15 protein-coding genes are annotated in these 21246 nt (G+C 63.0%); 5 read left to right on the top strand and 10 right to left on the bottom strand.

Annotated features, from left to right (window positions below; all coding sequences use genetic code 11):
• Positions 1-25: 25 nt before the first annotated feature.
• Together HX613_RS16165 and pdxA are read right to left on the bottom strand one after the other, a co-directional pair.
• Positions 26-808 carry a DeoR/GlpR family DNA-binding transcription regulator gene (locus tag HX613_RS16165; RefSeq protein WP_235346255.1) on the bottom strand — a complete coding sequence of 261 codons (783 nt, stop codon included), beginning with the start codon at positions 806-808 and terminating at the stop codon, positions 26-28.
• A 169-nt stretch (positions 809-977) separates the two neighbouring features.
• Entirely contained in the window at positions 978-3269 is a 2292-nt protein-coding gene (gene pdxA, locus HX613_RS16160; RefSeq protein WP_235346254.1) for a 4-hydroxythreonine-4-phosphate dehydrogenase PdxA, read from the bottom strand.
• 139 nt (positions 3270-3408) lie between these two features.
• Between pdxA and HX613_RS16155 the strand changes: the two genes are divergently transcribed.
• Complete coding sequence (locus HX613_RS16155; RefSeq protein ID WP_235346253.1) at positions 3409-4389, top strand: aldo/keto reductase; 981 nt, start codon at positions 3409-3411, stop codon at positions 4387-4389.
• A gap of 32 nt (positions 4390-4421) precedes the next feature.
• Positions 4422-5315 (top strand): dihydrodipicolinate synthase family protein, encoded by an 894-nt coding sequence (locus tag HX613_RS16150; RefSeq protein ID WP_235346252.1) that lies wholly within the window; start codon positions 4422-4424, stop codon positions 5313-5315.
• Between the two features lie 61 nt (positions 5316-5376).
• Here the strand turns inward: HX613_RS16150 and HX613_RS16145 are convergent, their stop codons facing one another.
• From HX613_RS16145 to HX613_RS16135, 3 genes are all read right to left on the bottom strand, one after another.
• Complete coding sequence (locus HX613_RS16145) at positions 5377-6321, bottom strand: phosphoglycerate dehydrogenase (RefSeq protein WP_235346251.1); 945 nt, start codon at positions 6319-6321, stop codon at positions 5377-5379.
• Positions 6321-7808 carry an Nramp family divalent metal transporter gene (locus HX613_RS16140; RefSeq protein WP_235346250.1) on the bottom strand — a complete coding sequence of 496 codons (1488 nt, stop codon included), beginning with the start codon at positions 7806-7808 and terminating at the stop codon, positions 6321-6323. The genes HX613_RS16145 and HX613_RS16140 overlap by 1 nt, the downstream gene beginning before the upstream one ends.
• Before the next feature lie 427 nt (positions 7809-8235).
• Positions 8236-9678: a lipase family protein gene (locus HX613_RS16135; RefSeq protein WP_235346249.1), complete on the bottom strand. Its 1443-nt coding sequence runs from the start codon at positions 9676-9678 to the stop codon at positions 8236-8238.
• Between the two features lie 367 nt (positions 9679-10045).
• Between HX613_RS16135 and HX613_RS16130 the strand changes: the two genes are divergently transcribed.
• Complete coding sequence (locus HX613_RS16130; protein WP_235346248.1) at positions 10046-11608, top strand: Na+/H+ antiporter NhaC family protein; 1563 nt, start codon at positions 10046-10048, stop codon at positions 11606-11608.
• Between the two features lie 145 nt (positions 11609-11753).
• On the opposite strand, the gene HX613_RS16125 is transcribed toward HX613_RS16130, so the two are convergent.
• The 3 genes from HX613_RS16125 to HX613_RS16115 form a co-directional block, all read right to left on the bottom strand.
• On the bottom strand, positions 11754-13190 hold the full coding sequence (locus HX613_RS16125) for a purine-cytosine permease family protein (protein ID WP_235346247.1): 1437 nt from the start codon (positions 13188-13190) through the stop codon (positions 11754-11756).
• Positions 13191-13385: 195 nt separating this feature from the next.
• Complete coding sequence (locus tag HX613_RS16120; protein WP_235346246.1) at positions 13386-14525, bottom strand: acyl-CoA dehydrogenase family protein; 1140 nt, start codon at positions 14523-14525, stop codon at positions 13386-13388.
• Between the two features lie 63 nt (positions 14526-14588).
• Positions 14589-15746 (bottom strand): CaiB/BaiF CoA transferase family protein, encoded by a 1158-nt coding sequence (locus tag HX613_RS16115; RefSeq protein WP_235346245.1) that lies wholly within the window; start codon positions 15744-15746, stop codon positions 14589-14591.
• A 164-nt stretch (positions 15747-15910) separates the two neighbouring features.
• On the opposite strand from HX613_RS16115, the gene HX613_RS16110 reads away from it, so the two are divergent.
• The gene (locus HX613_RS16110; protein WP_235346244.1) at positions 15911-16822 is read left to right on the top strand and encodes a hypothetical protein; all 912 of its coding nucleotides are present in this window, start codon (positions 15911-15913) and stop codon (positions 16820-16822) included.
• 353 nt (positions 16823-17175) lie between these two features.
• Positions 17176-18942, top strand: coding sequence for a urocanate hydratase (gene hutU, locus HX613_RS16105; protein WP_235346243.1), 1767 nt, complete (start codon positions 17176-17178; stop codon positions 18940-18942).
• A 194-nt stretch (positions 18943-19136) separates the two neighbouring features.
• Here the strand turns inward: hutU and HX613_RS16100 are convergent, their stop codons facing one another.
• Together HX613_RS16100 and HX613_RS16095 are read right to left on the bottom strand one after the other, a co-directional pair.
• Positions 19137-20615: an amidohydrolase gene (locus HX613_RS16100; RefSeq protein WP_235346242.1), complete on the bottom strand. Its 1479-nt coding sequence runs from the start codon at positions 20613-20615 to the stop codon at positions 19137-19139.
• Entirely contained in the window at positions 20612-21241 is a 630-nt protein-coding gene (locus HX613_RS16095) for an FMN-binding negative transcriptional regulator (protein WP_235346241.1), read from the bottom strand. Before HX613_RS16095 ends, HX613_RS16100 begins: the two co-directional genes overlap by 4 nt.
• Positions 21242-21246 lie beyond the last annotated feature (5 nt).

Below are 21246 nucleotides of genomic sequence, written 5' to 3'. Positions count from 1 at the left end.
TCGGGGTGTCAGGGAACGAGTCCTTCTAGTCGTGAGCCTTGCCCATGTCGTCGACGGTGACCACGCGGATACCGCGGGATTCAAATGCCGTGATCTGCTCAGCTTCAGCTGTCTCATCGGTCACGAGTGTCCACCCATTGCCCAGGTCCGCCCAAGCGTGGAAGGGGCGTTGGCCCAGCTTGGCCGAGTGGGCGACGACGTAGACGTGGGTGGCACGTCGGCTCATGAGCTCTTTGAGTCGAACCTGCTCTGCTGTGGCCTCGCATACGCCGTCTTCGGCGGTGACGGCATCGGCGCCGAGAAAAGCGAAGTCGAAGGTGAATTTCTCCAGTCCGACCTCGGTGATCGGACCGATGAAGCCCTGGCTGATCGAACGGTACCGGCCGCCGAGGAGGGTGAACTCGATCCCCTCTGCGCCCGTCATCTGCTGGAGAGAGGTGAGTCCTGTGGACACGACCGAAAGCGGAGTCGTCTCGCGCAGTGCACGTGCGATCTGTGCAGTCGTGCTGCCCGCGTCGAGGAGGACATGTGACCCTGCCGGTACCTGCTGCGCGCACCACGCACCGAGCGCCCGTTTGATTTCAGGAGCCTCGTGGGAGCGTTCATCCAGTGTGCTCTCCGCCTCCGCGGGGACGGCGATGACACCACCGTAGGTGCGTGCGAGGTCCCCCGAGTCGGTGAGTCGCGCGAGGTCACGCCGGATCGTCGAGGCGGTGACACCGAGCATCTCCGAGAGAGTCTCGACACTCATCTCGCCCTGCGCCCGAACCCGCTGGATGATCTCCTCGCGCCTGTCGCCTGCGTTCATCACTCTCCGATGTCTGCTGTCGGTGGTCGAAACCTGCCGCCCGCCGATGGGCGGCTCTTAGCCGTGCGGCCACTGTATCGCGGTTGACCACGGCTGGCTGAATCCCTGGCCGGTGGTCTGGGAAGGCCCCAGCGATCGTGAAGCGCTGGAATCGTGGCGTTGGTCTGGTTCAGACGGTCGCCAGCGTTGCGGCCTGTCGCATGGCTTCACTCATGCTTTCAGTGTCGACCTTGCCGCTGCCGGCGATGTCGAACGCCGTTCCGTGGTCGACGGAGGTGCGGATCACGGGAAGTCCGACAGTGATGTTGACCCCGGCGTCGATGCCGAGCACCTTGATCGGCCCGTGTCCCTGGTCGTGGTACATCGCGACGATGAGGTCGTAGTCGCCGCGTCCTGCGAGGAAGAAGGCAGTGTCGGCGGAGAGGGGGCCGACAGCGTCGATTCCGTCACCCTGGAGTGCGGTGATGGCGGGAGCGATCTTCTCCGCCTCTTCCCCGTAGCCGAAGAGTCCGTTCTCCCCGGCATGCGGATTGATCGCGCAGACACCGATATGGGGCCGCTCGATTCCTGCTCTGATGAGTGCGTCGTTCCCGCGACGGACCGTGCGCTCAACCAGGCCGGGCTCGATTTTGGCCACAGCATCGATGAGACCGATGTGGGTCGTCACGTGGATGACTCGCAGCTTGGGTGAGGAGAGCATCATCGAGACCTCCTCGGTTCCGGTCAGAGCGGCCAGCATCTCGGTGTGGCCGGGGTACTGATGGCCGGCGGAGTGCAGCGCTTCCTTGTTCAGCGGCGCCGTGCAGATTGCCTGGACCTCACCGGACATGGCCAGCTGCGACGCCCGTTCGATGTAGCGGAATGCGGCATCGCCGGCAGTGTCGGACAACTGCCCCCACTCCAGATCGGAAGGTAGGAGGCCGAGGTCGATGACGTCGATGACGCCTGGGGAGTCCTCGGCCGCAGTCGGGGAGTCGATGACGCGGATCGACGCACTGACGCCGAGGATCTCGGCGGCCTGTTCGAGCCGGGCCGCATCGCCGATGACGACGGGCCGAGCAACCTCGAGCACTGTGGGGTCGAGGCAGGCGGCAATGCAGATCTCTGGACCGACTCCGGCTCCGTCGCCCATGGTCACTGCGACTGTGGGACGCGATGTCATTCGTTCTCCTTCGTGGTTTGCGACGGTGTTCGCGGTGATCGGGGTGGGCGCTGTCCCGTGGGTCAGCGCTTCGTGGATGCGAGTGAGGGAATCGTCGTCTCCCTGGCCGCCGGGTCGCGTGACGACGCGACCGAGCTCAATATGTTCACCGGGCCTCGCCGAGGTGGTGCACACCTGAGATAGGACCGCGCCCGGGTGGATTTCGCGCATCGTCACGACTTCCCCGACACCGAGGCGGTCGAGCACCGCTCGTGCCGTCTCACCTCCTGTGGCGGCCAGGTGGACGGGGCCGATGTCTGTGAGCGAGCGTGCGACGAGTTCGGCCAGGAGGCCGGGAAGCGGGCGGGGATCGACTGGGTCTCCGGTGTCCGTGAGCCGGATGACGAGGTTGTCGCCGGTCAGTCGTTTCCGGATCTCAGCGGCGGTGACGTGCAGGTCATCGGGGTTTTCGTGCCAGGCCGAGACTTCAGTGGCAGGGATGTCGAGGACGCCGACTTGGGCGTGTGCCTGCAGGTGGGCCAGCTGATCATCGATGCGATCTGCTGCCGTGCCGAGAATGAAGAGCACCGGAGCGCTCAGGGCCGCGGGCGGTTCGACGAGCGGCGCAGGGCGTCTTAGGGCTCGACCGTCGGCGATGGCGCGGGCCAATGCTGCTGATCCGACGACAGTGGCACCGGTGGATGCGGCGAGGGCGATGATCTGCCCGATGTCGTCCATGGTTTCGGCGTCGGCGGTGATGAGGCGCTTTGACCGGAATCGTGCTGCCAGTCCGTGCGGGCTGCTCGTGCGAAGCTGGTCGAGTTCGAGGGGCGTCGGTGCTTCGGGGCAGAGGTCATTGAGACTGACCGGGCCCGAATGGTCTTCGATGTTCCATGCGCGTGTGTCGGCAAGCCGTATACCGTCGATGTAGGGGACGCCGCCGGTGACGGTGCGGTTGTGCTGGGGGAGTGCCGGAGCGAAGATCACCGGTCCGTTCGTGCTCTCCAGAGCCGCAGACAGATGTGCTCTGACGTTTCCACGCAGCAGTGAATCGACTTTGATGATGGTGGTCTGATTCTCGGTTCGCAGTGTCTCGAGTGCACAGCGTGTGCGTGAGGCTGCTTCGACCGGTGTGAGATAGCGGCAGTCGAGGTCGAGCGCGACATCCTGCGGAGCCGCCTCCGCGCACTCGGGTGAGGTCGGCCGTCCACTCAAGTCGGTGAGGAGGATGCGGACAGGAGTCCCGAGGGTTGCTGCCGCTTCCGCTGCTCCACTGAGGTCGTCGGCAAGAATGAGCATGCCGGGGTCGCTTGCAGGCATGGCACTCCTTTGCGTCCGATCTGGCTGGAGTTCCAGGTTGCCACGATTGCGCGAAATGCGCAAATCTTTGCACGTTGCACGCAGAGGTGAGATGATTCATTGACATGGATCGCACCATTCACTCGACGAGGAGCACCGTATGACAGCAGACAAGAGCCTCTCCTTGGACGGTGTCCCCGTCCGATTGTCACCGCTGGTTCTAGGCACCATGACCTTCGGAGACACCGTCCCGGAAGTGACCGCGCACGAAGTGATCGAAGCGGCCCTGGCCGCGGGCATCACCGGAATCGACACCGCCAACGGTTACGCGAAGTCGGCCACCGAAGGCCTCATCTCACCACTTGTGAAGAAGCATCGAGACTCAATTGTGCTGGCAACCAAGGCGGGCATGCCCCACGCCGATGCAGGAGACAATTCGCCGCTGTCGGCGGCAGGGCTGAGGGCCAGTGTCGAGGGCTCCTTGCGGCGCCTCGACGTCGACTCCATCGACCTCTTCTACCTGCACCAGCCAGACCGGGCTGCAAGTCTCGGGGAAACTATGGGAGCCGTGGCGCAGCTGCACTCTGAGGGCAAGATCAAAGCCCTGGGCATCTCGAACTTCGCCGCATGGCAGACCGTGGACGTCATCGCTGCTGCAGGAGTCGCCGGTGCCCCACGACCCGCGATCGCACAGAACGTCTACAGTGTGCTCGCCCGCCAGATTGAAGACGAATGGCTCGAATGCGGTGCTGCACACGGCATCGCGACGATGGCCTACAACCCGCTCGCCGGTGGGCTTCTGGCCCGGCGTCCGTCCAGCGACGGCCCCCCTGACCGCTTCACCGGGTCGGTCCTCGCGCAGATGTACTCACAGCGGTATCTCTCCGATTCGGTGCTGACGATGGTCGAAGCCTTCGCCGCCGTCGCCGATGAAGCCGGCATCCCTCAACCAGAGCTGGCTCTGAGGTGGGTGGCAGGCGCCAAGGGAATCGACTCTCTTCTGCTGGGTGCCAGCCGTGTCTCGCAGCTGGAAGCGAACATCGCCGCAGCGGCCAAAGGGCCCTTGCCAGAAGACGTTCTCACTGCGATCGACGAGGCAACAGTCTCGGTCCGCGGATCGCAGCCCAAATACAACCGCTGAACTCCACCCACATCCTTACGAAGGGAAGACCCATGTCCTCGATCACAGGCGTTCTCGCCGCAGTAGCCACTCCGTTCGATGACGACGAAAAGCTCGTCGAATCGGCTCTGCGCGCCCATGTGCGCCGTCAGCTCGATGCCGGTATCCACGGCATCTTCGCCCTGGGCACAAACGGAGAGTTCTACGCTCAGTCCGCGGCGGAGCGCGCCGAAGCGACTCGACTGGTCGTCGATGAGGTGGCCGGCCAAGTCCCCGTCGTCATCGGCGCAGGTGCCGCGACGACTCGGGAGACCATCACCATCGCTCAGGATGCCGCGGCTGCTGGAGCCGATGCGCTCTCCATCATCACCCCGTACTTCGCTGCGGCATCACAAACGGAGATCAGCAATCATTTCCAAGCTGTGGCGGAGTCGGTCGATGTCCCGGTCATCGTCTACAACATTCCCGCGCGAACCGGCAATGCCGTGGCTCCCGCAACACTCGAAAAGCTCGCCGAGGTGGACAACATCACCGGTGTGAAAGACTCGAGCGGAAACTTCGACACGATCCTGCAGTACCTGGAGCGCACAGACCGGGACAGTTTCGACGTCATCTCCGGCAATGACTCACTCATTCTGTGGACACTCCTCGCCGGCGGCTCCGGTGGCATCAGCGGTATTGCGAACGTCTATCCGAAGACCATGGCGTCGATCTACGACCTCTTCGTCTCCGGGAACTCGGCGGGTGCGCGCGCCGCGCAGGACAGTATTCGTCCGATCCGCAACTGCCTGGCGCTTGGCAACCCCAACACCGTGGTCAAGCACGCAGCCAACGTCCGCGAATTCGGTCTGGGCCCGGCGCGGGCTCCATTCAATGCGCTCTCCGATGCGGCGAAGAAGCAGATCTCAGAGACCGTCACCGCTGATCTGGGGCGCGGACTGGCCTGAGAAGCGGACATGGCGGAGGGGCTGCACCGAATCGGTGCAGCCCCTCCGCCATGCCCGGCAGTCAGCGCACTGGGAAGCGCGGCTCCTGGCCCTGCAGCACGCGGACGACGTCTTCGACGGCCCAGGTGCCCATATTGGCGTTGGCGATATCCGAGTAGGCGCCGATATGTGGGGTGGCGATGAGATTCGGTGCCTGCAGCAGCGGATCGTCCACTGGAGGAGGCTCGGCGGCGAATGCGTCGAGGGCCGCGAAGGAGAGCCGACCATCGTGCAGTGCCGAGACCAGCGCCGCCTCATCGATCAATCCGCCGCGGGCAGCATTGACCAACCCAGCACCTCGCGGCATCGATTCGATGTGCTGCGCCGAAAGCAGCGGCTCTTCTCCACCGGGCAGGTGGAGGGTGAGGAAATCTGAGCCCGCCACCACCTCGGCGAGGCTCTGAGGTTGTGCCCCGGCCTCGGCGATGGCTTCGTCGGAAACAAAGGGATCGTAGGCCGAGATCTGCAGGCCGAAGCCGGTCGCCCGATTGGCGACGGCACGACCGATGCGGCCGAAGCCCAGGATTCCCAGCTGCTTGCCGCTGAGCTCGGTGCCGAAGAAGACATCCCACTGACCTCTGCGCAGAGACTCTTCGGCCTCACGTATGCGTCGGGCGCCCATGAGCAGGAATCCCATGGTCAGATCGGCGACGGCATCGGCATTGGCACCTGGGGTATTCACGACCGTCACCCCTGCCGTCGCCGCTGCCTCGAGGTCGATGTTGTCGACCCCGGCCCCGTGTTTGGCGATCACCTTGAGATCGGGGCAGCTGGCGAATACCTCGGCGTCCATCCGGTCGAGACCCACGAGAACCGCCTCGGCACCGGCCAGTGCTGTGATGAGCTCTCGACCGGACTTGGGGTGATTCTCGGTCCGGTGCTCAAGCTCGAGGCCCAGGGAATCGGAGCGGTCGTGGGGCGCGACCGAGAACTTTCCGAATGAAGGGGTGAGGACTCTCAGGCGCATCAGGCTCCGATCTCGATTCCGAAGGTCTCGAATATTGAATAGATCCCCAGCAGCCCGATGGCCAGTGAGGCGAAGACGAGCATCACGGTGAAGAAATTGTTGGACTTGAACTCGGCAGGGACTTCACGGGTGCGAAGGTACCAGACGGCGATGACGACCGCGACGAGGAAGACGCCGCTGGCGACGCCGCCGATCTGCACCATGACCACCGGGGACTGGATGATGAGATAGCTCATTGCCCAGATGACGGGGAAGACGACAGTGAGGACGCGGATGATGCGAGTGCGGGTGCGCAGATTCGTCCAGTCGAACGCGCCGAGGATGGAGACGGTGTTCGCCCAGAGCCGGGGAACGCTGGCCGAGGAGGCGATGAAGGTGGAGAACAGAACGGCGAAGGCGCCGATCAGGAAGATCCAATGGCCGGTTTCGCCCATCACCGAGGAGTACATCGACGACAGCGTCGTGATCATCTCATTGCCCTCGGGGGCGAGGTTCTGGGGGTGGAGGATCGCGGCACCGATGACGTAGAAGGACATGGTGCACATCGTCGAGACGATCCAGGAGACAAGAACGTCGGTGCGCATAACGGAGATCCAGCCATGCGCACGACGCGCACGCTCCGCGGAGCCGTCGTTGGGGCCGGTGTAGCGGGCGTAGCCCTTCTCGAGGCACCAGTAGGTGTAGGTGGTCATCTCGTCGGCCCCGACTCCGGTGATGCCGAACATTGCGACCGCAAAGCCGAGCGTGCCCGCGGGGATCGCGAAGGTCAGTCCAGTCATGACGTCCGCCGAGGTGTAGGCGAAGTCGGTGAATGGCAGTGAGAGTGCGAGCCCGACCGTGGAGACGGTGAAGATGATGACGGCCGCGACGGAGAACTTCTCGACGATGCTGTACTTGTTCGTCACCAGCAGGGAGATGACGACGGCGAGGGAGACGACCGTCCAGAAGACGAGAGAGGGTGTGGAGAGAGGTTCGCCGAAGACCGGTAGCATGATCGACAGGGCGGCGACGGCGCCGCCGATGATGCCTCCGCGCTGGAGCACCTTCGCGAAGTCCATGAGAATCCAGAGCAGATTGATCCACCCGGCTCGACCGATGAGGCGGGGGCCGACGTGCCCATAGCCCTCAAGTGCGGGCTTGCCCGAGAGGATCGTCCACTGTGCGATCTCGAGTTGAACCCAGACCTTGACCGCGGTCGAGATGATGACGAGCCAGAGGAGGACGAAGCCAGCCTTGGCGCCCAAAGCCGTCGTGGTGATGAGCTCGCCGGAGCCGATGACCGCTGCCGAGATGACCAGACCGGGGCCAAGGTACTTGAGCTTTCCCGCGAATGTGGTGGGCGGCTCGAGCACGTCTGCCGGATCGAGATGATACGGGTCGACGTTGGGCGGGACGGCTGCGGAGGCATCTGGTGTGGCTGCTGCTGAGCCGCCGTCAGCGGAGGCTCCGTAGGCGGAGTCTCCGTCTGTGGTGTGATTCGTCGTCATTGTCGGCTTCCTTGCACGATGTCCGGTCTGGGTTTCAGTGTCGAGATCGCTGGCATACTGCTTTCGCGAATGTGCAGCGCAAGCAATATGACGTAGTGCGGTGCTGCACGTCTCGACGCGGAGCGCGCAGAGACCAGGTCCATCGATGAAGTCATTCTGCCAGTTGTGCGTGATCTGCGCAACACAGATGCGTGAAATGCGCGGATGGTGGGAGCGGGCCGTGCGGGCTCGTCGGTTCGAGGTGGTGCCGATGGTGATCTCCCTGTGCAGGAAACGGGGCGATGGCACGACGAAGTGGGCGACCCGCGCTGGAAAGTACGAGACTTTCAGCGCGGATCGCCCACGTCGACAAAGGTTGTGCCTCAGCGTGAGTCGCTCATGACCGTAGTTCTCTCATGGCCTTGAGCTGCTCTGGGGTCAGTACTCCTCACAGCCTCCAGCAGCTGTCGACCGGAGCCTTCCCGGCGAACGTGCGGTTCGTGAAGATTTCGATTCGGGGAACAGTGGCGATGTATCCGCCGATATGAGTCGGTCCGAGGTTGTCCCGGAACAGGACTTTGTGCCCGGCATCGCACCAGGTTGAGGCCAGTTCTTTTCCGAGGGCGAAGGGCACGACGTCATCGAGGTGGCTGTGATTGACCAGCAGCGGAATGTCGGGGATCTCCGCCTGTCCGAGTTTCTGCTTGTCCGCCACCTCGAGGAAATTGTCCTCGATGAGCTTCTGGAACGAGGTTCCGTCCTTGGTCAGAGTGTCGGTGTCGAGGAACGCATTCGAGACGAGGGCCTCGATGGTGCACTGGTTCGAGGCACGGTCGACGGCGTCGAGGCCCTTCTGATTGAGGTACTTGGTCATGTCGACATCCGCCTGCCGCGCAAACGAATCGACCCCGTACAGGGCGAAGGCCGTGTAGACACTCGAGAGTCCGGACACGGTTTCGTACAGGTCCGTGGGCACGGCACCCGCCGAGGCGGAGGCGACATTGAGTTCGGGTGCCCAGTCCTTCTTGAGCTCTAGGGCCGCCGCGGTGGCCTGTCCGCCCTGCGAATAGCCTCGCAGCTGAAGCTTCGTGTCGGCGTTGATCGAGCTTCCTTTGACCTCTCGCGCGGCCCTGGCAGCGTCGAGCACTGAGCGGCCCTCTTCGACTCGATTGAGATAGCTGTGCGCGCCCTCCGTGCCCAGACCCACATAGTCGACGATGACCACGGGGCGCTTGGCCGCCAGCGCCGAGGTGACGGAGACTCCTTCGTATTCGGTGCCCATACCCATCTGTCGGCTGGGGGCGCACTTGTCGGCAATGCCCTGTGTGCCCGGGGCGATGACGACGGCATCCTCTGCGTCTTCCTTCGCGCCTTCGGGGGTCAGCAGCGTGGCGGTTGCGGCTCGCGCTGTGCCCTCTTCGTCAGTGGTCTTGTACATGAACGTCTCTGACTTCGCGCTGTGCTCAATCAGCTTGGCCGGATCAAGATAGAACTTCGAGGCCACCTGTTTGACCACCCCGCCGTTCTCATCCGGCAGCGTCGCTGGGGTCTTGTAGAAGTCCTCGGGGACTCCCGAATCCGGAAGATCCTCGAGCGCTGCTGCGTACTCGACGTCAGCGGTGGTGATCTCGTCTGATTTCTCGATGGCCTTCTTGGCCTGCTCAACGCTCACACCTTCGGGGACGTTGCTCCGATTGAGGGAGCTTGAGTCCTCGGCCTGCCTGTCTTCGACCATCTTCTTGGCTTCTTTGTCTGATTGAGGGACAAGGTCCTGAGCTTGGGCTGGAGTGGTCACGGTGCCCATCGTGAGCGCCAGGCCGACAACGGCGGCTGCGCTCGCCGTTGCGATGCGTCGTACGTGTGGAAGCGTTGCATGTCGGGACGTTCTCATCTGCGTGCAATCCTGTTCTGTCGTGTGTCTCGGCGTTGAGAGTGCGCGGACAGTTGTGGCGTCGCTGGCCGGTCAGACGGAAATGCCATCCGCTCGGTCATCGCTGTTGTTCACACCGTATGGTGACGGGTGTCACAACCTTACTCGATAGTAGAACTTACCAGTAACATTTTTTATCGGTCAATCAGGTTGAGAGAAAGACCGTAGTGAGATTCTGCCTGCAGGCGGAATTGCGGCGTGAGTATCTCACAATTGAGATTGGCAAGGACGGGTGTCGTGAGAACCGATATTGTGAATTCGCTGATATCAAGCGAACCACGGCACATCGACGAGCCATGACACGAAGGACGCCCCGATTATGGACCATATGGGACTCGTATCTCTGATTCCGCCGTTGCTGGCGATCCTGCTCGCGGTGCTCTTCAGGAATGTCGTCATCGCACTGTTCGTCGGAATCTTCGTTGGTCTGATGATCGTCATCGGACCCAACCCGGTGACGACCACCATGGGGCTCGTCACCGATCATCTCGCGCCGGTGGTCACCGACAGCTACAACGCCGGCGTGATGATCCTCCTGTTCTTCATCGGAGGCTTCGTCGCGCTTGTCGAGCGCTCGGGTGGAGGGGCCGCACTGGCTGCGAGGGCCTCACGCCTCATCAACACCCCGGGCAAAGGGCAGATCTCCGCATGGTTGGGTGGACTCATCATCTTCTTCTCCGATCTGGGCACCCCTCTCATCGTGGGACCGATCTTCGAGAAGATCTTCGACAAACTCAAGCTCTCTCGCGAGAAGCTGGCGTGGATTCTCGACTCGACATCATCTCCCGTGGCAGTGCTCATCCCCTTCATCGGGTGGGGCATCTACATCATGGGGCTCATCCGAGAAGAGTTCGACAGAGAAGGTCTTCAGATCTCCGAGTTCACGGTGTTCGTGCACGCGATCCCATTTCAGTTCTACGCCATCCTCGCTGTCACCGCGATCCCCGTCGTGGCGCTGACACGCACGGACTTCGGCGCTATGCGTCGAGCTGAAAGACGTGTGCAGGAGACTGGCGAAATCCACTGGCCCAATTCGAAACCCCTGCGAGGATCCGATTCCACCAAGGATGATCCTGCAAGCGGCCCTGAAATGACCTCGGAGAGCCGACCGATCGTCATCTGGCTGCCGCTGCTCGTACTCTTCGTCACCCTTTTCTCGATCCTCGTGACTCTCGGCTTCCCTGCCGAGCCGATCCCGGGCGAGGAATTCCGTGCTGCCTTGAGCACCGCCTACCTTTTCGCAGCTGTGGTTCTCATCGCGCTCATGCTCATCTTCAAGATCAACCCGATCGGTGTCATTCTCGGGAACTACGTCAAGGGCATGGAGAAGATGATCGGCGTGGTGCTGATCCTCGTTCTGGCCTGGACCTTGGGTGGGCTGCTCGAGGCGATGGGGACCGCGAACTTCCTCGTCGAGATGATGTCCGGTGTCGTCCCGGCTGCTCTTGTGCCCGTTCTCATCTTCGTCTGCGCGGCCGTGATGTCCTTCGCCACCGGCAGCTCGTGGGGCACCTTCGCCATCATGATCCCCCTGGCGATCCCGGTCGCCTTCGGACTCGACGCGGCTGTCATCGTGTGCATCGGAGCCGTGCTCTCCGGGGGAATCTTCGGAGACCACTGTTCCCCGATCTCCGATTCGACCATCCTCGCCTCGACCGGAGCCGGCACTGACCTGGTCGACCACGTCAAGACTCAGATTCCCTATGCGGTCATCAACGCAGTCATCGTCGCAGTGTCATTCGTCATCGCAGGGTTCCTGGAGAGCCCGTACATCGTCATCTTCAGCATCGCCGCGATGATCATCACCTACCTCGTCATCTCCCGGGTGAGTGCCGCACGGCAGCAGCGCACCGCCAGGACTGACACCTTGCCCCTCGCCGATGTGGAGTGATCTAGGTCCGACGCGAGGGCTGGAGTGCGTCAGGCAGTTCAAGTCAGGCTGAGTAGGTTTGCAACCCACTCAGCCTGGCTTGAACTGTGCACTTTCCTAGTCCTCCACTCGCGAAGTTCCCGCCGCCGCAGCCTCGGCGACAGACTCAGGCGCGCTGCGCGTCCAGTGCCTCCACGTTGGGGTAGATGGTCTCCGTTGGGGCAACGCTGCGGTTGCGGAGCAGGAAGTAGTAGAGGAAGAAGGTCACAGCGATGCCGACGAGCCAGGAGATGTCGGCGCCTCCCAGCTTCTCGACCAAGGGCCCGGTGTAGAAGGACTGAGCGAGGAAAGGGATCTGCACGACGACGCCGACTCCATAGGCCACGAGCGCCCGCCAGTTCCACTTGCCGTAGCGGCCCTTGTGGTCGTAGAAGGCGGGGATGTCGAAGCGGTCCTTCGAGATCAGGTAGTAGTCGGTGAGGTTGATGATGCTCCATGGGGTGAAGACCATGAGCAGTGCGAGGACGAAGTTCTTGAAGTTCGCCAGGAAGTCCGCAGAGGCCAACAGCGCCACGAGAACGGTCAGGGTGACGATGCCGATGACGAAGACCGCGCGGGTCCAGCGGCGGATGTTCGTCTTCTCCCCGAAGGAGGTGAGGATCGTCAGCGTGCACATGAACGCACCGTAGGCGTTGAGGGTGTTGACGGTGAGCTTGCCCAACAGGATGACGATGAAGATGAGCAGGGCGTAGACGCCTCCGCCGACGATGTCACCGACGAAGCTGACCTGGTTCTCGACGAAGGAGTTGCCGGTCTCGGTCATGGCGGCGGCGCCGATGAGGGCACCCAGGGTCATCGACCACTGTGATCCGATGACCGAGCCGCCGAAGGTGAACCAGAAGGTCTTCGATGCAGGAGTCGACCGCGGCAGGTAGCGCGAGTAGTCGGCGACGTAGGGGCCGTAGGTCAGCTGCCATCCGACGGACAGTGCGATCGCTGACAGGAATGCTGGAAACGCGAAGGACGAGCCTGAGATCAGTCCGGGAACGTCGACCTTGGTGAACACGCAGTAGGTGATGAAGAGGAACCCGAGCAGGCCCGTGACCGAGGAGATCCGGCCGAGCACGTGGATGTACTTGTAGCCCAGCAGCGCGACAGACGCCGTCAGCGCACCGAAGATGACGATGCCCACTGCCGGCGTATCGACGCCGATGATCAGGTTGACGGCCTGGCCGGAGAGCACCGCACCGGTCGAAGCGAAGCCGATGTACATGAGCACGACGAGCACCAGCGGAATGATCGCCCCGATGATGCCGAACTGAGCTCTGGAGGAGATCATCTGCGGCAGACCCAGCTGTGGGCCCTGCGCGGAGTGGAGGGCCATGACGATTCCACCGATGAGGTTGCCGATGAGAAGGCCGATGATGGCCCACAGCGCATCGGCACCGAAGACGACGGCGAGTGCCCCGTCGACGATGGCGGTGATCTGGGTGTTGGCGCCGAACCACAGCGTGAACTGGGAGCGCGGCGTTCCGTGGCGCTCTGCATCCGGCACCATCTCGATGGACCGTTTTTCGATCCCCGAATTGGACGTACTAGCCATTGGTTTCTCCTTCGAATGGTGAATCAGAACCAGTCAACACCTGAATTTCAAGTGAAACGAGACCCGAGTCACACAATCTGTCCGACATTTCGGAATGTAGGTGGAATGAGCAGCGGAGCTCACGGTCGAATCGATCGACCCTGAGTTCCGCACTGATCGTATTCCCGGGCAGGTTTCGGTTCTGGTTCGACCGCTTCAGTGAGAGAGCGATCGCGCGATGATCGTCCGCTGTATCTCCGAGGACCCTTCGTAGATGCGGTAGATCCGGGCATCACGAACGTAGCGTTCGAGCGGGAAGTCCCTGGTGAAGCCGTACCCGCCGTGGATCTGGAGGGCCTCATCGGCGATGAATGCGGCAGCCTCGGAGGCGGCGAGCTTTGCCGTCGCCGAGGACCGGGTGAAGTCCACCCCGGCGTCCCTCTGCTCTGCGGCATCCATCGTCAGCAGCCATGCCGAGCGGTATCTTGTGTACATATCGGCGAGCTTGAAGGCGATGCCCTGGAGGCGGTCCAGGGGCTTGCCGTTGATCCGGCGCTCCCCGGCCCAGGCGACGGCTGCGTCGAGCGCGGCCTTGGAGATGCCGAGGCTCATGGCAGCGACCTCGATGCGTCCGCGGTCGAGGACTCGCATGGCCGTGGTGAAGCCTTCGCCCTCGGCGCCGAGGAGGGCGTCGTCGGGCGCGATCGTGTCGATGACGAACTCGTAGACTGGGCTGCCGCGCAGACCCATCGTCTTCTCGGGAGGGTTGAAATCGAGCCCCGCCGAAGCGGTCGCGGTGTCGACGATGAATGCGCTGATTCCGTGGTGTCCGGCGTCCATGTCTGTTTTCGCGTAGACGACGATGAAGTCAGCGAAGCCGGCATTCGTGACGAAGCACTTCGTTCCCTTGAGATGCCAGCCGCCTTCGACCTTCACAGCCTTCGTCGACATCTCCGCAGGGTTGGATCCCGCACCTGGTTCGGTCAGTCCGAATGATCCGATGACCTCGCCGGCAGCGGCGCGGGGCAGCCATGATCGGCGCTGTGCATCGGTCCCGCCCAGGAGGATCGAATCGGTGGCGAGGAACTGAGCGGTGATGATCGAGGCCGTCGAGGCGCAGGCCTCGGTCACCGCGGCGACCATCTGGCTCATCGCCACCGAGCCGACTCCCGGCCCGCCGAACTCCTCGGGCAGGTTGAGGCCGAGGACGCCCACCTCGGCGAGGGTCTTCAGGGTCTCGTCCGAGACGCGTTCGTTCGTGTCCGCGGCCGCCGCCCGCGGTGCGAGGACGTCCTTGCTGATCTGGGTCACGGCGTCGACGAGTTCCTGCTCGTCGGTGCTGATGTCGAATGCCATGGTGAAACTCCTTGCTGGAATGGATGGGGCTGTGACCGTGAACTCGGACTATGGCGGCCCTGGTCAGAGGCTCGGGTCGCCCGGTTCCGTGCGACCCATCCTGAGTTCGTCATTGTGCTCGCCGAGGTGGGGCGCCGGGAGTGCGGACGCTGGCCTGGCCCCGTCGATGAGGAGCGGGTGGCCCAGGTGCGTATGCCCGGTGCGGGCATCGGTGGCAGTGAGGTCGCGGTCGGCGGTGATCGGTCCGTCAAGCGCCTCGGCGAAGTTGAGGACGGGGGAGTTGGGGACGCCGGCGTCGTCGAAGATCGCACACAGTTCGGCCACCGTATGAGTACTGGTGTACTCCTCGATCTCTGCTCGCAGCGCCTTGTCGTTGTCCGACCGGAGCCCGTCTGTGGCGAATCTCGGGTCGGTGACAAGTCCCGGCTTGCCGAGGGTGGCCGCGAGGACGCCGAAGAGCTTGTCGTTGGCCACGGCGATGACGACGAGACCGTCGGAGGCGGCATAGGTGTCGAAAGGTGCCGAGACCGGGTGGCGGTTGCCGACCCGGCTCGGTGTCGACCCGGCGGCGTGGATAGCTGTGTTGGTCGGCTGCGTGGCGAGCATGACGTCGAGCATGGGGATGTCGATGTGGGCGCCTTCGCCCGTCGTCTGCTTGTGGAACAGTGCGCTGGAGACGCCGAAGGCGGCAAAGACTCCCGCGGAGACATCGGCGATGGATTCGCCCACGCGGGTAGGCGGGCCGTCGGAGAACCCGGTGGTCGACATCAGACCACTGAGCGCTTGGATGACGGTGTCGTAGGCAGGCCGCTTCGCCTGGATTCCGGACTGGCCGAATCCGGAGATCGAGGCATAGACGATGTCGGGCTTGACCGCCTTGATGTTCTCGTAGGACAGTCCCAGCTTGGCCGCGACGCCCGGTCGGAAATTCTCGACGACGACGTCGCAGGTGCGGATGAAGTCGAGTAGGTCTTCGTGTGAAGCCGGGTCCTTGAGGTCGACCTCGATGGAGCGTTTTCCTCTGTTGAGCGAGGTGAAATAGGTCGAGCCGGTCTCCGTGAAGGGACCAAGGTGGCGGGAGTCGTCCCCGTGCCCTGGCATCTCGATCTTGAAGACCTCTGCGCCCTGATCGGCGAGCATAGCCGTGGCGTAAGGTCCGGCGAGCACGCGCGAGAAGTCCGCGACCCTGACCCCGGTGAGCAGCTGCGTCGTTGCGTCCATGAGGACAATCCTCGTGTGGAGACCCGGGCAGGACAACGAGGCGGCAAGCGAAAGTGTCCGACAAGTCGGAATGACGATTCGCATGAAGAATCGGATGAGTTCCGATAGCGTTCTTCAAAGACACTTAAGGTGAAACGTGGGACGGAACGGTGAAGGAGAACACAATGAATCCTGTCGGAGGTTGGCAGCGTCACCTGTCCTGGTTGGTTCCTCTGCTGCTCATTCCGCTCTCTGTGTGGATCTTCGGTCTCGTCGCTATATGGATGCTCAGCGAGTCAGAACCGGGACCGACCTCTTCGCCGGCGACGTGGATCGGCGTCATCTCCGTGATTCTTGCCGTGGTGGCTCCTATCGTGTTCATCATCTTCACGATCATCGGCGCGCAGAAGACGTATCAAACGAGCAGTGCCTACGCGCGAAAAGTGCAGAAACGCAATGAGAAGGCCGCGCGGAGGATGGAAGTTCAGATCGTGCAGGAGGGCGGCCCGCGTTGCGATGCATCGGCCCGCTCGGCGGCTCGCACCCAGGCGGCTCAATGGTATGAGAGGTTTCAGTGCGGCGACGAACCGGAGCGTCTCCAAAGTTTCAACCTCAACCTCGAGCAGGGTGAACGCATCTTCGACCAGTTCCGTGCGAAGTACGCACGTTACTACGGTATGGATGTCACTTATCAGACAGGTGGGGTCTTTGCCATGGGCAGTCCCCTCTTCGTCACCGGGGCGCTCATCGGCTCCGCCATCGGCAGATCCAACGCGAGAACTCGGGCGCAGCAGATGGCAGCTGCCCAGTGGCGCGAGATTCAGTACGTTGATGTCCTCGTTACGGATCGGCGCTTCATCATTCCGGTCGGCGGCCGGACCCTCTCCTTCTACTTCAACGCAGTCGTCGCCTACTTTCCCGAGATTGAAGCGATGACACTGACGCTCGACTATGGTGGTCAGACTCAGCCGATGCAACTGTTCTCTCCGAGCATTGCATCGGCGACGGTCCTGTTGATTCGACAGCTGCAGGGCGCCGAGGCACTGCGCTCTCATCCTGCGATCGAGCCGGTCCGGACTCACAGCATCGCGCGGTGAGCTGGTCGCTGGCGGTTTCGTCATGGTGGGAGTCGAAGATGCGCGGCTTGCGATCCTCGGGATGACGGTCGAGGGGCTCAGGCAAGCCGACTGATTTGTTGGACTGAGAGCGCTCGCCTCGAGGCTCTGGGGAGCGGGCTCAATGAGGCCCGCGTGAGTTTCGTCTGGCACGCCGACACTGCTGTCCGAAATGTCGGACAGAACTTGATCCAGGCCACTATCGCTTTTCCGCGCAGGGGACAGAATGGAATGTGTAGTCAGCGATGACAATGAGGGGGACAGGTTCCCGCTCGCCATGATCCGAACATGAGAATCATTCCGCTCCGTCAGACAGAATGAAGAAGGAGAGTCACATGACCAGCGCCTCCGAAAACTCGGGCACCTCCAACTCGAGCACCGCAGCGACGAAGCCGTCGTTCACCCAGCACGATCCCTCACGCGTGATCCGCGCCGACCGTGGCACGCAGATCACCGCCAAGTCCTGGCAGACCGAAGCTCCTAAGCGCATGCTCATGAACAACCTCGACCCCGAGGTCGCCGAGCGTCCCGAAGACCTCGTCGTCTACGGCGGCACCGGTCGCGCGGCTCGCTCCTGGGAGGCCTACGACGCGATCGTGCGCACCCTTGATGACCTCGAAGACGATGAGACTCTCCTCGTCCAGTCGGGCAAGCCAGTCGGTGTCATGCGCACCCACGAATGGGCGCCTCGTGTGCTCATCGCCAACTCCAACCTCGTCGGCGACTGGGCCAATTGGGAGCACTTCCGCGAGCTCGAGGCCGAGGGCCTCATGATGTACGGCCAGATGACCGCCGGCTCCTGGATCTACATCGCCACCCAGGGCATCCTGCAGGGCACCTATGAGACCTTCGGCGCCATCGCCGACAAGCGCTACAACGGCACCTTGGCCGGAACCCTGACGATCACCGGCGGCTGCGGCGGCATGGGCGGAGCTCAGCCGCTGTCCGTGACGCTCAACGGCGGCGCCTGCCTCATCATCGATGTCGACAAGACCCGCCTCGACCGTCGCAAGTCCAAGCGCTACCTCGACGAGGTCGAGACCGATCTCGACACCGCACTGGCCAGGGTCATTGAGGCCAAGAAGAACAAGCAGTCACTGTCCGTGGGGCTCGTCGGCAACGCCGCTGAGATCCTGCCGATGATCCTCGACCGTCCTGAGGCCGCCGAGGTCGACATCGTCACCGACCAGACCTCGGCGCATGACCCGCTGTCCTACCTGCCCATCGGCGTCAGCGTCGACGACTGGCACGACGAGGCCGAACAGGATGCGGAGAAGTTCACCATCCGCGCAGAGGAGTCGATGGCCAAGCACGTGCGTGCCATGGTCGAATTCCAGGACCGCGGCGCCGAGGTCTTCGACTACGGCAACTCGATCCGCGATGAAGCCCGCAAGGCCGGCTACGAGCGCGCCTTCGAGTTCCCCGGCTTCGTCCCCGCCTACATCCGCCCGCTCTTCTGCGAGGGTCTCGGACCGTTCCGCTGGGTCGCCCTGTCCGGTGATCCCAAGGACATCGAGGTCACGGACAAGGCACTCAAAGAACTCTTCCCCGAGAACGAGCACCTCCACACCTGGCTCGACGCCGCCAACGAGTACGTCGAGTTCGAAGGTCTTCCGGCTCGCATCTGCTGGCTCGGCTACAAGGAGCGCCAGCAGGCCGGACTGCTGTTCAACCAGCTCGTCGCCGAGGGCAAGATCTCGGCCCCGATCGTCATCGGCCGCGACCACCTCGACTCCGGCTCGGTCGCCAGCCCCTACCGTGAGACCGAATCGATGCTCGACGGCACCGACGCCGTGGCCGACTGGCCGCTGCTCAACGCCATGGTCAACACCTCATCGGGTGCCACCTGGGTGTCCATCCACCACGGCGGCGGCGTCGGCATCGGCCGCTCCATCCACGCCGGTCAGGTCTCCGTGGCCGACGGCACCGAGCTGGCTGCCAAGAAGCTCGCCCGTCTGCTGACGAACGACCCGGGCATGGGCGTCATCCGCCACGTCGACGCCGGCTACGACCGTGCCGCCGAGGTTGCCGTAGAGCGCGGCATGCGCGTGCCCATGATCCCCGAGCTCGACAAGCGCGACGAGGAGTCCGCCGCGCAGTAAAGCGCTGAGGAGTCCCAGCGCCAGGACTCCGCTGCTCAGCAGAGTCTCTGTGGAGGCTCAGCGCGGAAAGGCTCGATTCACGGAAAACAGCCCAGTTTCAAAGCTGGGCTGTTTTCCGGCGATCGAGTTGAAGGCGAGGTGCCATCCCTGCGGAAGACCGAACGCGAGGTCCGGTCAACGTCCCAGGGGGAAATTCAGATCGTCCAGTGCGTCGCTCTCCCGGCGAGCAGAGTCCCCGACACCGGCATATTCCTGAGTTGCTCGGCGTCGCAGTCACGCGGATCGAGGTCCGTAACCACGATATCCGCGACGTCTCCCACCGATACAGACGTTCTCGCACTCGCTCGGTACGCTTCGTCGAGGCAGATTCTCTGCTCGGGGTGCCATGGCTCTCTATCACCGCGCGTCCGGTGGACGGCAGCAGCCATCGTCACCCACGGGTCGAGTGGCGCGACGGGTGCATCCGAACCCAGGACGACGTCGGCTCCGGCGTCGAGGAGGGAGCGGAAGGCGAATGCGAGGTCGGTACGGCCCGGCCAATGTCGGTCAGCGACATCGCGGTCGTCAACGGCGTGCTCCGGTTGTACGCTCGCAGTCACGCCGAGTGCCGCGAATCGCGGAAGGTCGGTGCGAGCGACCATCTGGGCGTGCTCGATCATGCCACGAACGCCGACGGCGTCAAAAGCATCGAGGGCCATGGTGTTCGCATGATCTCCAATTGCGTGGACGGTCGGCACCAACCCAATACTCTGTCCCTCTCGCAGGAGTGAAATGAGTTCAGCCGTCGAATACCGAGAAATGCCATGTGCATCCGGCCCTGATTGATCCGGATACCGGTCGTAGCAGAGAGCTGTTCGGGTGTTGAGCGAGCCGTCGGTGATGATTTTGAGCGGTCCGACCGAGACTCGTGCTGTTGCACCGTCCAGGACGTGGCCGGACCGATAGCCATTGGCCTTCGCCCGATCGAGGTGCGCGGGATAGATTCCGGCGCGGACCCTGACCGGAGTCACGTGCTGAGCACTGCGGCGAAGCCATTGCGCCGGCGCATCGTCGACGTCGAGGTCGACGACCCCGACCACGCCTCTTCTCGCAGCCGCGCGAGCGGCCTCGGCAACCCAAGTGTCGAGAAGCTCTGTCGACACCTCGCCGACCCGTGCCGACAGTTCGATCGCGGCAGACTCGCGCAAAATGCAGCTCGAGTCGGTGGGCATTCCGAGAAGCTGCGCTGCCGCGGTGTTGAACCACGCCGCATGCAGATCGCCGCTGATCAGGACTACTGCAGTATCGCCGACTCGAAGGAGCTCAGCGGATGGTTCGTCGGCCCACAGCCCGTCGCGGAAACCGTATCCAACGAGCACCGAACCGTGTGGTTCGGGTGATTCAGAGAGGTGGTCGCTCACGATGGATGCGGCATGGGCGGCGGACTCTGCGGCGGACACATCTACGCGTCTCCTCGCGAGGGCCCACTGATTCATGTGGATGTGGTGGTCCCATAGCCCGGCAGCGACTGTGCGACCCTCAACAGAGATGCGTTCAGTGTTCGCTGCAGTGTCACTTCCGAACGATGCCCCCGCGGGGGCGATCGCAGCGATATGGCCGTCGCGGATCAGGATGTCGCGCGGTTCAGGTGACCGCCACATTATGCGTGCATCGGCCACGATGATGTTGGTCATTGGCCCTCCTCCGACAGCGCAGGCACCCTTTCCATCTCCTCGGCGAGTACCGGCCGAGAATACGGGCCGCTCGCGCGCAGGCCATTGACGATGTGAGAGCGGATCTTTGTCGACTTGTTCTGGCTCAGCTTGAGGCGTGCCTCGAAGCGCGTGATCTGCATCCTCAGGCCGACTGTGCCCTGCGCGACACCCCGAGTGAATTCCTCCTGCGTGGAAATGGATCGAGGATTCGGCATCGGAGCTTCGAAAGTGTCGACCAACCGGGTGAGGACCTCATAGTTTTCGGCTGGCGGCAATATCTCGGGGACTCCATACAAGTGGGCTGTCACGTGATTCCACGTCGGAATGATGTCATCGGGGTCGTACCAGCCGGGCGAAATGTAGCCATGCGGGCCCTGTACTATCAGCATCATCTCGCGTTCTCCGAGCTCGAGGTTCCGATCGTCGGGTTTGCCCACATGGCTCAAGATGCTGATGCCATCGCATTCTTCGTCGAGCAGGATCGGGTAATGCGAGGCAACGATGCCCTGCGTGGTGTCGGCCACGAATGTGCCCCACGGGTTGTTGCGGATGAGCCTCTTGACTTCGGATTCGTCCGTCGTGATGAAATGTTTGGTCTGCAGCATGCGTG

Origin of the sequence: Brevibacterium sp. UCMA 11754, assembly GCF_021532275.1 — a bacterium.
Taxonomy (GTDB): domain Bacteria; phylum Actinomycetota; class Actinomycetes; order Actinomycetales; family Brevibacteriaceae; genus Brevibacterium.
This window is presented reverse-complemented; position numbering and strand designations above follow the sequence as displayed.

Bases quoted from the DNA above. Each gene is read 5' to 3' on its own strand.
- HX613_RS16100 (WP_235346242.1), bottom strand. From the start codon at position 20,615: ATGACCAACATCATCGTGGCCGATGCACGCATAATGTGGCGGTCACCT.
- pdxA (WP_235346254.1), bottom strand. From the start codon at position 3,269: ATGCCTGCAAGCGACCCCGGCATGCTCATTCTTGCCGACGACCTCAGT.
- hutU (WP_235346243.1), top strand. From the start codon at position 17,176: ATGACCAGCGCCTCCGAAAACTCGGGCACCTCCAACTCGAGCACCGCA.
- HX613_RS16110 (WP_235346244.1), top strand. From the start codon at position 15,911: ATGAATCCTGTCGGAGGTTGGCAGCGTCACCTGTCCTGGTTGGTTCCT.
- HX613_RS16155 (WP_235346253.1), top strand. From the start codon at position 3,409: ATGACAGCAGACAAGAGCCTCTCCTTGGACGGTGTCCCCGTCCGATTG.
- HX613_RS16115 (WP_235346245.1), bottom strand. From the start codon at position 15,746: ATGGACGCAACGACGCAGCTGCTCACCGGGGTCAGGGTCGCGGACTTC.
- HX613_RS16145 (WP_235346251.1), bottom strand. From the start codon at position 6,321: ATGCGCCTGAGAGTCCTCACCCCTTCATTCGGAAAGTTCTCGGTCGCG.
- HX613_RS16125 (WP_235346247.1), bottom strand. From the start codon at position 13,190: ATGGCTAGTACGTCCAATTCGGGGATCGAAAAACGGTCCATCGAGATG.
- HX613_RS16095 (WP_235346241.1), bottom strand. From the start codon at position 21,241: ATGCTGCAGACCAAACATTTCATCACGACGGACGAATCCGAAGTCAAG.
- HX613_RS16165 (WP_235346255.1), bottom strand. From the start codon at position 808: ATGAACGCAGGCGACAGGCGCGAGGAGATCATCCAGCGGGTTCGGGCG.
- HX613_RS16135 (WP_235346249.1), bottom strand. From the start codon at position 9,678: ATGAGAACGTCCCGACATGCAACGCTTCCACACGTACGACGCATCGCA.
- HX613_RS16140 (WP_235346250.1), bottom strand. From the start codon at position 7,808: ATGACGACGAATCACACCACAGACGGAGACTCCGCCTACGGAGCCTCC.
- HX613_RS16130 (WP_235346248.1), top strand. From the start codon at position 10,046: ATGGGACTCGTATCTCTGATTCCGCCGTTGCTGGCGATCCTGCTCGCG.
- HX613_RS16150 (WP_235346252.1), top strand. From the start codon at position 4,422: ATGTCCTCGATCACAGGCGTTCTCGCCGCAGTAGCCACTCCGTTCGAT.
- HX613_RS16120 (WP_235346246.1), bottom strand. From the start codon at position 14,525: ATGGCATTCGACATCAGCACCGACGAGCAGGAACTCGTCGACGCCGTG.